Raw genomic sequence first — 12,989 nt, forward strand, 5'->3', positions numbered from 1 at the left:
GTGTGACCAAATGACCGTTTGGGCGTGACGTCGAGCACAACCGCTCCGCCCTGTGACTCAGCTGGCTCCAAACAGCTACTCGCACAACATCTTCGAGATCGACGATAGGATCCGGACATGAAGGCTCTCTTGCGAAATGGACTCGCTGCGGCATTCGCCGCCGTCGCCCTTGGCGCGTTCGCAGCGGCGCCGGCCCAGGCGGACCCGGACACCGATTTCGCGAACGAACTCCACGTCTACGGCATCTACGGGCCCAAGGACTACAACGCGTGGATCGGCAAGATCCAGTGCAAGCGGTTGCGGACGGGGTTGGATGCCAACGCCGCCGAGGCTGCCGTGTTCCTGAAGACGAACCTTGCCCGGGGTACCTCCGAGCAGGCGATATACCAATTCCTCTCGGCGGGCATCAACTACTACTGCCCTGACCAGCGCCCGGTGGTGGACAACCTGGCCGGCGTGCCACAGGTGACGAACGCTCCCGTCGGCGCACCACTGCCCGCCGAACAGGGCTGACGCAGTCCGGCTAGCCGCCGCCGGTGTTGATGTTCGACGACAGGGTCAGGAACTGACCGTTCTTCCAGACCCCCCACCGGCCGCCCCACATCGAGGTCCACACCACGGGCTCGCCGTCCCAGAATTCGGCGGTCTTCCGCGGCGCATTGGGCGGCGGCACCTCACCTTGACCCGGTGCGGGTGGCGGAGGATCGGCGAGCGCCACCGAGGAGCCAACGCCGAGCACTGCTGCGGACAGACCGGCAGCGACCGCGACGACGGACAGAGCGGACTTGAACGAGGTCATCGGCATGGCTCCAGCGTTGGCGAAATCGAATACTTAGCAGACATAACCACGCTACTTCATCGCCAACCGGTTGGGGTACCGCGCGGGGTGCCGCACTCGCCATTCGCCGTCCCCGGCCACGCGGTCGCAGACCCGGCCGACGCCACCACCTACGCGATGGCGAAGTGCTTCATCGCCGGTGATGCGCCCGTGGCGCAGGGCACCCGGCTGCTCAACCCGATCGTGGTGCACGCCTGGAACCCGCGGCCACCCGTGGCGCCGGGATGTCCGGCCGGGGTGCGGTTCTACTCCGGGCTGACGCCGCTGTGCTCCTGACCGTCAGATCTCGACGGGCACCGGCCCCACGTTCCAGATGTCGTCGCAGTACTGGGTGATGGCCCGGTCGGAGGAGAACTTTCCACTGCGTGCGGTGTTGAGGATCGACATCCGCGACCAGGTGTCCCTGTCCTGCCACGCTGCGGCGACCTCGTCCTGGCAGTCCACGTACGCCCGGTAGTCCGCCAGGACGAGGAAGGGGTCGTCGTGCAGAAGGTTGTCCACCAGTGGGCGGAACACCTCCGTGTCCCCGTGGGAGAACTGCCCCGAGGAGATCAGTCCGAGGATGGCCTTCAGCTCGTCGTCACCGTCGACGTAGTCACCGGGCCGGTAGCCGTCGCGCTTGAGCTGTTCGACCTCTGATTCGGTCAAGCCGAACAGGAAGAAGTTCTCGGGTCCGGCCTCTTCGCGAATCTCGACGTTGGCGCCGTCGAGCGTGCCGATGGTCAGCGCGCCGTTGAGCATGAACTTCATGTTGCCGGTGCCCGACGCCTCCTTGCCCGCGGTCGAGATCTGCTCGGACAGATTCGCCGCGGGGTAGATCAGGTGGGCGTTCTGCACGTTGAAGTTCGGCACGAAGACGACCTTCATGAACTTGTTGACGTCCGGATCGTCGTTCACCATGTCGCCGACCGCGTTGATCAGCTTGATGATGCGCTTGGCCATGAAGTAGCCGGGCGCGGCCTTTCCGCCGAAGACGTACGCACGGGGCGCGACCTCGAGGGTGGGGTCCATCTTGAGCCGGAAGTACTGCCTGATGATGTGCAGGACCGACAGGTGTTGGCGCTTGTACTCGTGGATGCGCTTGACCTGGATGTCGAACATCCACGTCGGATCCAACTGCACCCCGGTCGACGCCAACAGGAAGTCCGAGAGTCGAGCCTTGTTGGCGCGCTTGACCTCTCGCCACTGCTGCCGGAACTCGGAGTCGTCGACAAAGGCTTCCAGTCCGCGCAACCGGTCCAGGTCGGTCAGCCAACCGTCACCGATCGTGCTGTCGAGCAACCCGCGCAGACCCGGGTTGGACAGCGCCAGGAACCGTCGCGGCGTGACGCCGTTGGTCTTGTTGGAGAAGCGCTCCGGCCACAGCTCGTAGAAGTCCTTGAGCACGCTGGCCTTCAGCAGATCCGAGTGCAGTGCCGCGACACCGTTGATCGCGTGGCTGCCGACGGTGGCGAGGTAGGCCATCCGCACCGTCTGGCCGCCGTCGTCGCCGATCAGCGACATCCGCCGCACCCGCTCGACGTCACCGGGGAAGCGGGCCCGCACCTCGTCGAGGAAGCGACTGTTGATCTCGTAGATGATCTCCAGGTGCCGCGGCAGCGATTCGCCGAACAGACCGAGCGGCCACTTCTCCAGCGCCTCGGGGAGCAGGGTGTGATTGGTGTAGCCGAAGGTCGCCACGGTGATGGCCCAGGCGTCGTTCCAGTCGAGCCGACGCTCGTCGACCAGGATCCGCATCAGCTCGGCGACGCCGATCGACGGATGAGTGTCGTTGAGCTGCAACGCGAATCGCTTGGGAAGCTCATGCAGAGAAACGTCGGCGAGGTCATCCATGATGTGCACCACGTGTTGCAGCGAGCACGACACGAAGAAGTACTGCTGCAGGAGCCGAAGCCGCTTGCCCGCCTCCGGTTCGTCGTTCGGGTACAGCACCTTGGTGACGGTCTCCGAGGTGACCTCCGATTCGACCGCCTTGTAGTAGTCACCGGTGTTGAAGGCGTCCAACGCGAACGACTCGACGGCCCGCGCGCTCCAGAGGGTCAGCACGTTGCAGGTGTGCACGCCATAGCCCTGGATCGGGGTGTCGTAGGCGACGCCCTTGATCACCTGCTTGGGCACCCAGCGAATGCGGTAGGCGCCGGTGTCGTCGATGTAGTGCTCGGTATGGCCACCCCAGTTGACGAGGTAGTTGACGTCGGGTTTGGCGATCTCCCAAGGGTTTCCGTTCGCCAGCCAGTTGTCGGTCAGCTCGACCTGCCAGCCGTCGTTGAAGTCCTGCTTGAAGATGCCGAACTCGTAGCGGATGCCGTAGCCGATCGCCGGCCGCTCGAGCGTGGCCAGCGAGTCCAGATAGCACGCGGCTAGCCGGCCGAGACCACCGTTGCCCAGCCCCGGTTCGGGCTCACAGGCGAGCACCTCGTCGTAGTCCTGGCCAAGTGAGCTCAGCGCCGTCCGGGCGGCATCCTCGATCTGCAGGTTCAGGAGGTTATTGCCCAGCTGCGGCCCCATCAGGAACTCCGCCGAGAGATAGCACGTGACCTTCGCCTGCTGGTCCAGGGACTGCTGGGTGGAGGCGACGCGGTTGTCCTGCATCCGGTCCCGCACGGCGAGCGCCAGCGCCCGGTAGTAGTGGTCGGGCCGCAGCGCAGCGGCCGGGCGGCCGATCGAGTACCGCAGGTGATCGGAGATGGCTTCGCGCAGGTCGTCCGCGTCCAATCCGGAGCGGAGATGAGAGGCTTCTGCGGCAGCTGAGTTCACGACGTCGGTCACCGCGCGATTGTGGCAGCTACGCGTGCACGGCGCATTCGCAGTGCACGACGGCGCGATGAACGCCCCGCCACCGAGGAGTTGCGGCGCCGGCCGATCACCCAGCACCCTTGCCGTTGTCCACGCGGATCACCGCGCCGTGGATCGCGGCGGCGTCGTCACCGGCCACGAACGCGATGGACCTGGCCACGTCCTCGGTCGCCATGAAGCCCCGGGGTGAGGCAATCCGCATGATCAGATCCCAGTCGGCGTTCTCCGGCGCCTCGAACTCGGTGGTCTGCGCCGTGGGCATGCCACCCGGGCAGATCACGTTGACCCGCAGCTCGTTCTTGGTGAACTCGACCGCCAGCGCGCGGGTCAGCCCGACCAGCCCGTGCTTGGCGGCGCAGTAGCCGGCCGAGTAGACCTCACCCTCGACGCCGGCGATGGAGGCGACGTTGACGATGTTGCCGCCCACCTCGAGCAGATGCGGCAACGCCGCGCGGCACAGGTAGAACGGGCCGTTCAGGTTCACCGCCAGGTCTCGGTCCCAGTCCTCATCCGACATGGTGGTGGTGTGCCGCATCTGGTGGAAGCCCGCCACGTTCACCAGCACGTCGAGCCGGCCGAACGCCGAAATGCATTCAGCCACAGCTGCTTTGCACGCCGCGGGCGTGGTGACGTCCACCGAGGCGTACCTTCCGCCGGGCACGTCGGCGAATACCTCGGCCATCCGCTCGGCGTCCCGGGCGATCCCGAACACCGAGGCGCCACGTTCGGCGAACAGCCGCGCCGTGGCGGCACCCAGCCCCGCCGACGCCCCGGTGATTAGCGCGACCTTGCCCTCGAGTGCATTCATCGATCGACCCTCTCACGCCACGGTGACTCCAGCGCCGCCGCGTCGGGCAAAGCCGTGACTCCGGTCGACGGCACTGCGATACTCGGGGCATGACGACCGCCCGAGTGCTCGCCGTCGCGACGATCATGATGGGTTCGGCCTTCGGGCTCGCCGGCCCGGCCCACGCGGACCAGGTCATGCAGGGCATCTATAGCTACGACCAGGGTGACGTGCACGAGGAGTGGACGATCTATCCGAGTTGCGTTCCCACCGTCGGCGACCTGCGCGACAACCTCGAGCTCCCGGTCGCGTGCCGGCTGCACGTCGCGCCGTCCTCGGCCAGGGTCAGCGGCGGGGACGCCCGGCTGACCGGCGGGCAGTGGATGTTCTCCACCAACATCAAGGACGGCATGACGTGTCCCGACGGCAGCACGGCGCCGATCCAGGAGACCTACGAATTCGACGACGTCACGCTGACCGGCACGCGCTCGGTGAGCAACAGCAACGTCTGCAACGGCCAGGTCACCGCGAAGGTCGTCAACTCGCCGTTCACGCTCGCGTTCGCCAGGCCGCTGCCCATCCCGGTCGAACGGTATCCGCTGTACTGCGAGCCCGGCGGCCTGAAGCGGTGCTTCTGACATGACCAAGCGCGTGGTGGTCTGGGGCACTGGTTTCGTCGGCCGGATGGTGATCGCCGAGATCGTGAAACACCCGTTGTTCGACCTCGTCGGGGTCGGTGTGAGCAACCCGGAGAAGGTGGGTCGCGACGTCGGTGAGATCTGCGGGCTCGGCGGCCCGATCGGCCTCGCCGCCACCGACGACGTCGACGCGCTCATCGCGCTGAAGCCCGACGCCGTCGTGCACTACGGGCCGACGGCCGCGCATGCCGACGACAACATCGCGCTCCTGACCCGGTTCCTGCGGGCGGGGATCGACGTCTGCTCGACGTCGATGACACCGTGGGTGTGGCCGGCGATGCATCTCAACCCACCGTCGTGGATCCAGCCGATCACCGACGCCTGCGAGGCGGGCGGGTCGTCGTGCTTCACGACGGGGATCGATCCCGGCTTCGCCAACGACCTGTTTCCGATGACGTTGATGGGCCTGTGTTCGGAGATCCGGACGGTCCGGGCGTCGGAATTGCTCGACTACACCAATTACGAGGGTGACTACGAGTTCGAGATGGGCATCGGCAGGCCGCCCGAGCACCGGCCGCTGCTGGAGACGCCGGACATCCTCATCTTCGCGTGGGGCGCAACGGTTCCGATGATCGCGCATGCCGCAGGCATCCAGCTCGACGAGATCACGACCACCTGGGACAAGTGGGTGACACCGGATGAGCGCAAGACGGTGAAGGGTGTCATCGCCCCCGGAAACGTCGCCGCCGTGCGCTTCACCATCAACGGTGTCTTCAAGGGCGAGACCCGCATCCAGCTGGAGCACGTCAACAGGATCGGTGCCGACGCCGCCCCGGACTGGCCGTCGGGCAACGACAACGACGTCTACCGGGTCGACATCGAGGGCACGCCGAGCATCTTCCAGGAGACCGCGTTCCGGTTCACCGACGGCTCCGGGCGCGACGCCGCCGCGGCCGGTTGCCTCGCCACGGGGTTGCGCGCGCTCAACGCGGTGCCCGCCGTCAACGACCTGCCGCCGGGCTGGGTGACCCCTCTGGATCTACCCCTGATTGCTGGGCAGGGCACAATTCGATGACGTGGCAGAAGGAATAGGTCTCTCGGTCGGCGCTACCGCTTTGCGGGCGGTGGCCGTCGGGCGGTCGGCGGTGACCCGGTCCCCGGTGCTCACCCTGTACCCGCACCGGCCCGCCGAGGTGGGCGTACCCAGCGAGAACCCGAACCTCGTCGAACGCGGGTTGATCCTCACCGACTTCGTCGACCGCGTCGGCGATCCAGTGGCCATCGTTGCCTCGGACGGGTCGTCGCACCGCGCCGAAGCGCTCCTCGCCGAGGCGCTTCGTTCGCTGCTGGACGCCCTGACCGGGGGTCGACCGCCCGCCGAGGCGGTCGCCGTCACCCATCCGGCCCATTGGCGGCCGGCCGCCGTCGACGCCCTGCGGGGCGCGCTCGCCACCCAGCCCGACCTTCGCGGGGCTCGGCTGTCGTCGGACGCGGTCGCGTCGCTCACCGCGTTGCAGGCCGATCCTGGCGTCCCGTCGCGGGGAATCATCGCGCTGTGCGACGTGGGTGGCACCGGCGCCAGCGTCACCCTCGCCGACGCCGCCCGCGGATTTCAGCCCGTCGGCCCGACCGTCCGCCACCCCGACTTCTCCGGTGACCTCGTCGACCAGGCCCTTCTGAGTCGGGTGGTCGGTGACCTGGCGACCTCCGACGCGGTCGATCTGACCGGGACGTCGGCCATCGGATCCCTGAGTCGCCTGCGCGGCCAGTGCCGGGTGGCCAAGGAGCGCCTGTCGACGTCGTCGGTCACCTCGTTCGCCGTTGAAGTGCCGGGTCATCGCACCGAGGTGCGCGTCACCCGCACCGAACTCGACGACGCGATCCGGCCGGCACTGGACGGCCTGATCGCCGGTGTGCGAGAAGCATTGCAGCGTAATGGTATTCGTGCTGGTGACCTCGCCGCGGTGGCCGCAGTCGGGGGCGGGGCGCGCATTCCGCTGCTCGTGACGTCGTTGTCGGAGCATCTGCGGGTCCCCGTCATCACCTCCGCGCAGCCGGAGTTGGCGGCCGATCGCGACGACGACGCCGAGACCGAGGCGCCCGTGCCGTGGTACCGCCGCCCCGTCGGGATGGTCGCCATCGGCGCGCTCGCCCTGTTGCTGGTGGTGTGCGCAGCCCTCTTCTACCTGCTCCGCAACGACGAATCCCCAACTCCGGCAACGACACCACCGCCGACGACGACCGCGGAGTCGGCGCCGCCGCCTGCTCCCGAGCCCAGTTCGGAGGCACCGCCGGTTCCCACGCAGGACGGCCCGCCCGTCGTCCAGCAGGCCCCGCCGCCCGTCGTGACGGTGACCCAGCAACCACCACCACCAGCCGCCTCGGAAGCGCCGCCACCCCCGGCGACGACCACGGAGCCACCGCCGACCATGACCGTGACCGAGACGCCGCCGCCGCCGAGCACGCAGGCGCCGCCGAGCACGCAGGCGCCGATCATCCCGACGCTGCCGTACCAAACCATCCCCGGTCTGCCGTTCGTTCCGGCACCGATCCAACCGGCCCAGCCCTAGGCTGCAAGCCATGACTTCCGTACCAACCGGGGACGGCCTCCTCTTCGATCCGAACACCTACGACCCTCGGGAGTTCGACGCCGAGACCCGCAGACTGCTGCGCGCCACCATCGACTTCTTCGAGGGTCAAGGGAAGAAACGCATCCTCGACGACGACCTCAAGGCGCAGTGGCCGGGAGAGTTCGTCGACTTCGTCAAGCGGGAGAAGGTGTTCGCCACCTTCCTCACCCCGTCGGAGTTCGCCGATGGCAACCCCGACAAGCGCTGGGACGGCGCGCGCAACGCCGCGCTCGCCGAGATTCTCGGCTTCTACGGACTGACGTACTGGTACACCGAGCAGGTCACCATCCTCGGTCTTGGGCCGGTCTGGCAGAGCGAGAACAAGGACGCCAAGCTCAGGGCGGCGGACGACCTCGAGGCCGGGGAAGTGATGGCGTTCGGGCTGTCCGAGCGCGAGCACGGCGCCGACGTCTACAGCACCGACATGGTGCTGACACCCGCCAGCCCGGAGGACCAGGCCGACGGCATCCTGTACCGCGCCTCGGGGGAGAAGTACTACATCGGCAACGGCAACGTCGCCAGCCTGGTGTCGGTCTTCGGCCGCCGCGGCGACGTCGACGGCCACGACGGATACGTCTTCTTCGCCGCCGACAGCCGCCATGAGAACTACCACCTGATCGACAACGTCGTGCACATGCAGATCTACGTGAGCACGTTCCGGCTGGAGAACTACCCGGTGCGGGCGGAGGACATCCTGCACACCGGTGTCGAAGCCTTCAGTGCCGCGCTGAACACGGTCAACGTCGGGAAGTTCAACCTGTGCTCCTCGTCGATCGGCATGTGCGAACACGCCTTCTACGAGGCAATCACCCACGCGCAGAACCGCATTCTGTACGGCAACCCGGTCACCGACTTCGGACACGTCCGGGTCAACTTCGTCGACGCCTACTCACGGATGATCGCCATGAAGGCGTTCAGTCGACGCGCCGTCGACTACTTCCGCAGCGCCAGCCTGGAGGACCGGCGCTACCTGCTGTTCAATCCGATGACCAAGGCCAAGGTCACGATGGAGGGCGAGACCGTGATGCGCTCGCTGCACGACGTGATCGCCGCCAAGGGCTACGAGAAGAACACCATGTTCCGCGAGGTCGCCCAGCTCATCGGATGCCTGCCCCGCTTGGAGGGCACGGTGCACGTCAACGTTGGTCTGGTGTTGAAGTTCATGCCGAACTACATGCTCAATCCCACCGAGTATCCGGAGCTCCCGACCCGCAACGACGCCGCCGACGACACGTTCTTCTGGAATCAGGGACCGACCCGCGGCGCGGGTGCCATCCAGTTCGCCGACTGGACTCCCGCCTACGAGAGCCACACCCGGATTCCGAACGTCGCGCGGTTCTACGAACAGGCGCAGTCGTTCCGGGACTTGCTGCTGACGGCTGCGCCGGACGCCGACCAGGCCAAGGACCTGGACTTCCTGCTCAACGTGGGGCACCTCTTCTCGCTGATCGTGTACGGCCAGCTGATCCTCGAGCAGGCCGCCCTCACCGGCCTCGACGACGATATCGTCGACCAGATCTTCGGCTTTCAGATCAACGACTTCAACGCCTATGCCATTGCGCTGCAAGGCAAGCCGACCTCGACGCAGGCGCAACAGGATTGGGCACTGGCGGCGGTCCGCAAGCCGGTGCCCGACGCCGCCCGCTTCGATCGGGTGTGGGAACGCGTCAAGGCCTACGACGGCGCCTACGAGATGGCGCCCTGACCGTCAGTTGGCGTGCGCCCGCTTCTCGATGATGACCTGGGCCAGCGGGATCTGCATGCGCTGGGGGTCGGCGGCCAACCTGGTCGCAATACCCGCCTCCAACGCGTCGAAGAACCGGCCCCGCCGTTCCTCGTCGCGACCACCGGCCAAGGCGGCGGCCAGCGTCGGGAACACCGACGCCCGGGAGAACTCCGCCCACCGCGCGCCGAAGGCCTCCGCGTCCTTGTCCACCCGGTACTGGTCGTAGAAGCGGTCCTCGGCGTCGAACACGTCGAGGTGAGCGATCGACGACTTCTCGAAGGTCCCCGACGGCGCGAACGGCGCAAGGAAGTCACCGGCCCGACGCCCGACGGTCGGAATGGACATCCCGCGCCGTTCGTCGGCGGTCACCAGCCCCGTGGCGACCAATTCGCCCAGCGTCGCCACCATCGCGGCGAGCAGTGGGCGGTAACCGAACTCGCCATCGTCGCCAATCGCCATCGTCATCACCACCAGCCGGCCCCCGGGAGCCAGTTCGCGGCCGCGGAACGCGACGAACTCGTGCCAGTCGCGGGCCGCCTGCCGCGCATAGGCCGCCCGGATCGCGTCGTCCCCGCTGTAGGCGACCTGGACATGGTCGGGCACCGGTCGCGGAGCCTCGGACAACCACTGGATGGCCCACGACGACCAGCCAAGGTTGACGCTGTCCGACGGCAGGATCTGAGAGTAGAACGACCGCCCGATGGCGGAGGCGAACGCCTTACCGTCCTTCCTCAAATAGGTGTCTGGGTCGTCGCTCAGCGTGCGGAACAGCGCGGTGAAGTCGTTGTCGGGGACATCGGTATGAGTCACCAGGATGGAGTGCTCGGTGCGAGTCCGACTGCGCAGCACGGCGATCGCCGCCCCAATCGGCAGCATCGAGTTGTGCCCCGTCGACGCGCCGTAGTCGGCGATGACGATCGGCCGCGGTGAGCGGGGGATGGGGACCACGGCGGCCGACTGTTCGAAAAGTGTTATCGCCGGACGTAATCCGGCTGCCTGCAGGCGCGACGCTGCGGTGTAGGAGGCACTGTCCATCGGCTCGGGCCGCACGACGATGCTCGATTCGGGCATACCGCAAACGGTAACCCCTCACGTCGATCGACGTGACAGACTGCGATCATGAAGAGCCGGACGGGGCCGCGGTTGCTGACGTTCTTCGCGGTGTTCACGATGATCGCCGCCGCGATCGGGTTCGTCGTCATGCTGATCCTCAACGCCTTCGTGTTCGACGAGTACGACGCCTACGGGGAGGTGCCCATCCCCGGCGCGAGCAGCGTCGAGCTCCCCGCGGGCGAGGTGACCGTCACCTTCCACACCGTGCTCATCGGCGGCAGCGGTAACAACCTGCCCGTGCCGCCCCTGAAGTACCGCATCACCGGGCCGGGTGGCGCCGACGTGCAGCTGACCGAGGACTACGGCACGACGACGACGGTGAACAACGACGCCCGGGTCCGCATCGGATATCTCGACGTCCCGGTCGCGGGTGCCTACGACGTCGACATCGACGGCAACGTCAGCGCGTATCTCAATCCGACGCTCGCGTTCGGCCACGGCAGCGGTTACGGACACCTGCCGTGGATCCTCGCGGCGGTCTTCGGATTCGCCGTCGTCGACCTGATCGTCGCCCGGGTCTGGGCATCGAGGGTCAGACGCACGGCGCGGACGGAACCGGCGTGGGCGGCGCCGACGTCGATCCAGGCGGTGCCCGACGGCGGGGGCATCCGGCTCGAACAGCTCAACAACCTTGCCCGACTTCGTGATTCGGGCGCGCTGACGCAGGACGAGTACGACGCCGAGAAGAAGCGGGTGCTCGACGAGCTCTAGCTGCCGCGCTTGACCCACTCGTCGTAGTGGACGATCTCGTCGCCGATGGTGGTGGTATCACCGTGGCCGGTGTAGACGACGGTCGGGCCCGGCAGGGTGCCGAGACGTCCGGAGATGGACTCCAGGATGGTGGGGAAGTCGGAGTAGGACCGCCCCGTCGCGCCGGGACCACCGCTGAACAGGGTGTCACCGCTGAAGACCGCACCGAGGTCGGGCGCGTACCAGCAGACCGACCCCGGGGAGTGGCCCGGGGTGTGCAGCGCCCGCAGTTCCACCTCGCCGGCGTGCAGCACCAGGCCGTCCTCGACATTGCGAAACTCGTCGTCGGGGTGGGTCATCCGCCACAGCACGTCGTCGGCCGCATGGAGCAGAACCGGTGCGTCGAGAGCCTTGCCGAGCTCGGGGGCGACGGTGACGTGGTCGTTGTGGCCGTGGGTGCACACGATGGCGACGACGTTGCGGCCCGCGACGGCCTCGATGATGGGTTCGGCGGTGTGGGCGGCGTCGAAGACCACGACGTCGGTGTCGTCGCCGACGATCCAGATGTTGTTGTCGACGTCCCAGCTGCCGCCGTCGAGTTCGAAGGTGCCGCTGGTGACGAGGCGCTGGATGTTGGTGGCGCTCATTACAGCATCACCACGGAGCGCAGGACCTCGCCGGCGTGCATCTTGTGGAACGCGTCCTCGATCCCGTCGAGGCCGATGCGCTCGGAGACGAACTTCTCCAGCGGCAGACGGCCCTCGCGGTAGAGGCTGATCAGGGTGGGGAAGTCGCGTTCGGGCAGGCAGTCGCCGTACCAGGAGGACTTCAGCGAGCCGCCGCGGGAGAAGAAGTCGACCAGCGGCATCTCCAGGGTCATGTCCGGGGTGGGGACCCCGACCAGGACGACGGTGCCTGCCAGATCGCGGGCGTAGAACGCCTGCTTCCAGGTTTCGGGTCGGCCGACCGCGTCGATGACGACGTCCACGCCGTTGCCGTCGGTGAGGTCCTGGATGGTCTCGACGACGTCGAACTCCTTGGCGTTGATCGTGTGGGTGGCGCCGAAGTCGCGCGCCCAGTTCAGCTTCTGGTCGTCGGTGTCGACGGCGATGATCTGCTTGGCGCCGACGAGGGCGGCGCCGGCGATCGCGGCGTCTCCGACCCCACCGCACCCGATGACCGCGACGGTGTCGTTGCGGCCGACGTTGCCGGTGTTGATCGCCGCGCCGATGCCGGCCATCACCCCGCAGCCGAGCAGGCCGGCGACGGCGGGGTCGGCTTCCGGGTCGACCTTGGTGCACTGGCCTTCGTGGACGAGCGTCTTGTCGGCGAACGCCCCGATGCCGAGGGCGGGGGTGAGCTCGGTGCCGTCGGTCAGGGTCATCTTCTGGGCGGCGTTGTGGGTGTCGAAGCAGTACCAGGGGCGGCCGCGTTTGCACGCCCGGCACTGTCCGCAAACCGCGCGCCAGTTGAGGATGACGAAGTCGCCGACTTCCACGTTGGTGACGCCGTCACCGACGGATTCGACGGTGCCCGCGGCCTCGTGCCCGAGCAGGAACGGGTACTCGTCGTTGATGCCGCCCTCGCGGTAGGTCAGGTCGGTGTGGCACACCCCGCACGCGATGACGTCGACGACCACCTCACCGGGCCCGGGGTCCGGGATGACGATGTCGACCAACTCGACAGGCTGCTTCTTGGACCGAGAGATGACACCACGCACCGTCTGACTCATGGGGTACAACCTAGCGGCCGGGGTGGGAAACTTGGTCGG

13 protein-coding genes are annotated in these 12,989 nt (G+C 67.4%); 7 read left to right on the top strand and 6 right to left on the bottom strand.

Annotated features, from left to right (window positions below; genetic code table 11):
• Positions 1-117 precede the first annotated feature (117 nt).
• Positions 118-513 (top strand): DUF732 domain-containing protein, encoded by a 396-nt coding sequence (locus QUE68_RS10395; protein ID WP_284225970.1) that lies wholly within the window; start codon positions 118-120, stop codon positions 511-513.
• A 10-nt stretch (positions 514-523) separates the two neighbouring features.
• On the opposite strand, the gene QUE68_RS10400 is transcribed toward QUE68_RS10395, so the two are convergent.
• Complete coding sequence (locus tag QUE68_RS10400; RefSeq protein WP_284230827.1) at positions 524-799, bottom strand: hypothetical protein; 276 nt, start codon at positions 797-799, stop codon at positions 524-526.
• 87 nt (positions 800-886) lie between these two features.
• On the opposite strand from QUE68_RS10400, the gene QUE68_RS10405 reads away from it, so the two are divergent.
• Positions 887-1,114: a hypothetical protein gene (locus QUE68_RS10405; protein ID WP_284225971.1), complete on the top strand. Its 228-nt coding sequence runs from the start codon at positions 887-889 to the stop codon at positions 1,112-1,114.
• 3 nt (positions 1,115-1,117) lie between these two features.
• On the opposite strand, the gene QUE68_RS10410 is transcribed toward QUE68_RS10405, so the two are convergent.
• Positions 1,118-3,607 (bottom strand): glycogen/starch/alpha-glucan phosphorylase, encoded by a 2,490-nt coding sequence (locus QUE68_RS10410; protein ID WP_284225972.1) that lies wholly within the window; start codon positions 3,605-3,607, stop codon positions 1,118-1,120.
• Between the two features lie 94 nt (positions 3,608-3,701).
• Positions 3,702-4,442, bottom strand: a complete 741-nt coding sequence (locus QUE68_RS10415) for an SDR family NAD(P)-dependent oxidoreductase (protein ID WP_284225973.1) — start codon at positions 4,440-4,442, stop codon at positions 3,702-3,704.
• Positions 4,443-4,531: 89 nt separating this feature from the next.
• Here QUE68_RS10415 and QUE68_RS10420 point away from each other — a divergent pair, with 89 nt between their 5' ends.
• From QUE68_RS10420 to QUE68_RS10435, 4 genes are read left to right on the top strand one after another with little or no spacing between them, the layout of a single operon-like run.
• Positions 4,532-5,059 (top strand): hypothetical protein, encoded by a 528-nt coding sequence (locus tag QUE68_RS10420; RefSeq protein WP_284225974.1) that lies wholly within the window; start codon positions 4,532-4,534, stop codon positions 5,057-5,059.
• A 1-nt stretch (position 5,060) separates the two neighbouring features.
• The gene (locus QUE68_RS10425) at positions 5,061-6,134 is read left to right on the top strand and encodes an NAD(P)H-dependent amine dehydrogenase family protein (RefSeq protein WP_284225975.1); all 1,074 of its coding nucleotides are present in this window, start codon (positions 5,061-5,063) and stop codon (positions 6,132-6,134) included.
• Between the two features lies 1 nt (position 6,135).
• Positions 6,136-7,629 (top strand): Hsp70 family protein, encoded by a 1,494-nt coding sequence (locus tag QUE68_RS10430; protein WP_286275558.1) that lies wholly within the window; start codon positions 6,136-6,138, stop codon positions 7,627-7,629.
• 10 nt (positions 7,630-7,639) lie between these two features.
• Positions 7,640-9,394, top strand: coding sequence for an acyl-CoA dehydrogenase family protein (locus tag QUE68_RS10435; RefSeq protein WP_286275559.1), 1,755 nt, complete (start codon positions 7,640-7,642; stop codon positions 9,392-9,394).
• Positions 9,395-9,397: 3 nt separating this feature from the next.
• On the opposite strand, the gene QUE68_RS10440 is transcribed toward QUE68_RS10435, so the two are convergent.
• Positions 9,398-10,486 (bottom strand): class I SAM-dependent methyltransferase, encoded by a 1,089-nt coding sequence (locus QUE68_RS10440; protein ID WP_286275560.1) that lies wholly within the window; start codon positions 10,484-10,486, stop codon positions 9,398-9,400.
• A gap of 48 nt (positions 10,487-10,534) precedes the next feature.
• Between QUE68_RS10440 and QUE68_RS10445 the strand changes: the two genes are divergently transcribed.
• Positions 10,535-11,239 (top strand): SHOCT domain-containing protein, encoded by a 705-nt coding sequence (locus QUE68_RS10445; RefSeq protein WP_284225979.1) that lies wholly within the window; start codon positions 10,535-10,537, stop codon positions 11,237-11,239.
• On the opposite strand, the gene QUE68_RS10450 is transcribed toward QUE68_RS10445, so the two are convergent.
• Positions 11,236-11,865, bottom strand: a complete 630-nt coding sequence (locus tag QUE68_RS10450) for an MBL fold metallo-hydrolase (protein ID WP_286275561.1) — start codon at positions 11,863-11,865, stop codon at positions 11,236-11,238. The two genes, QUE68_RS10445 and QUE68_RS10450, sit on opposite strands and share 4 nt — an antisense overlap.
• Positions 11,865-12,950, bottom strand: coding sequence for an S-(hydroxymethyl)mycothiol dehydrogenase (locus QUE68_RS10455; RefSeq protein WP_286275562.1), 1,086 nt, complete (start codon positions 12,948-12,950; stop codon positions 11,865-11,867). Before QUE68_RS10455 ends, QUE68_RS10450 begins: the two co-directional genes overlap by 1 nt.
• Positions 12,951-12,989 lie beyond the last annotated feature (39 nt).

Origin of the sequence: Mycolicibacterium sp. TUM20985, from assembly GCF_030295745.1 — a bacterium.
Lineage (GTDB): Bacteria > Actinomycetota > Actinomycetes > Mycobacteriales > Mycobacteriaceae > Mycobacterium.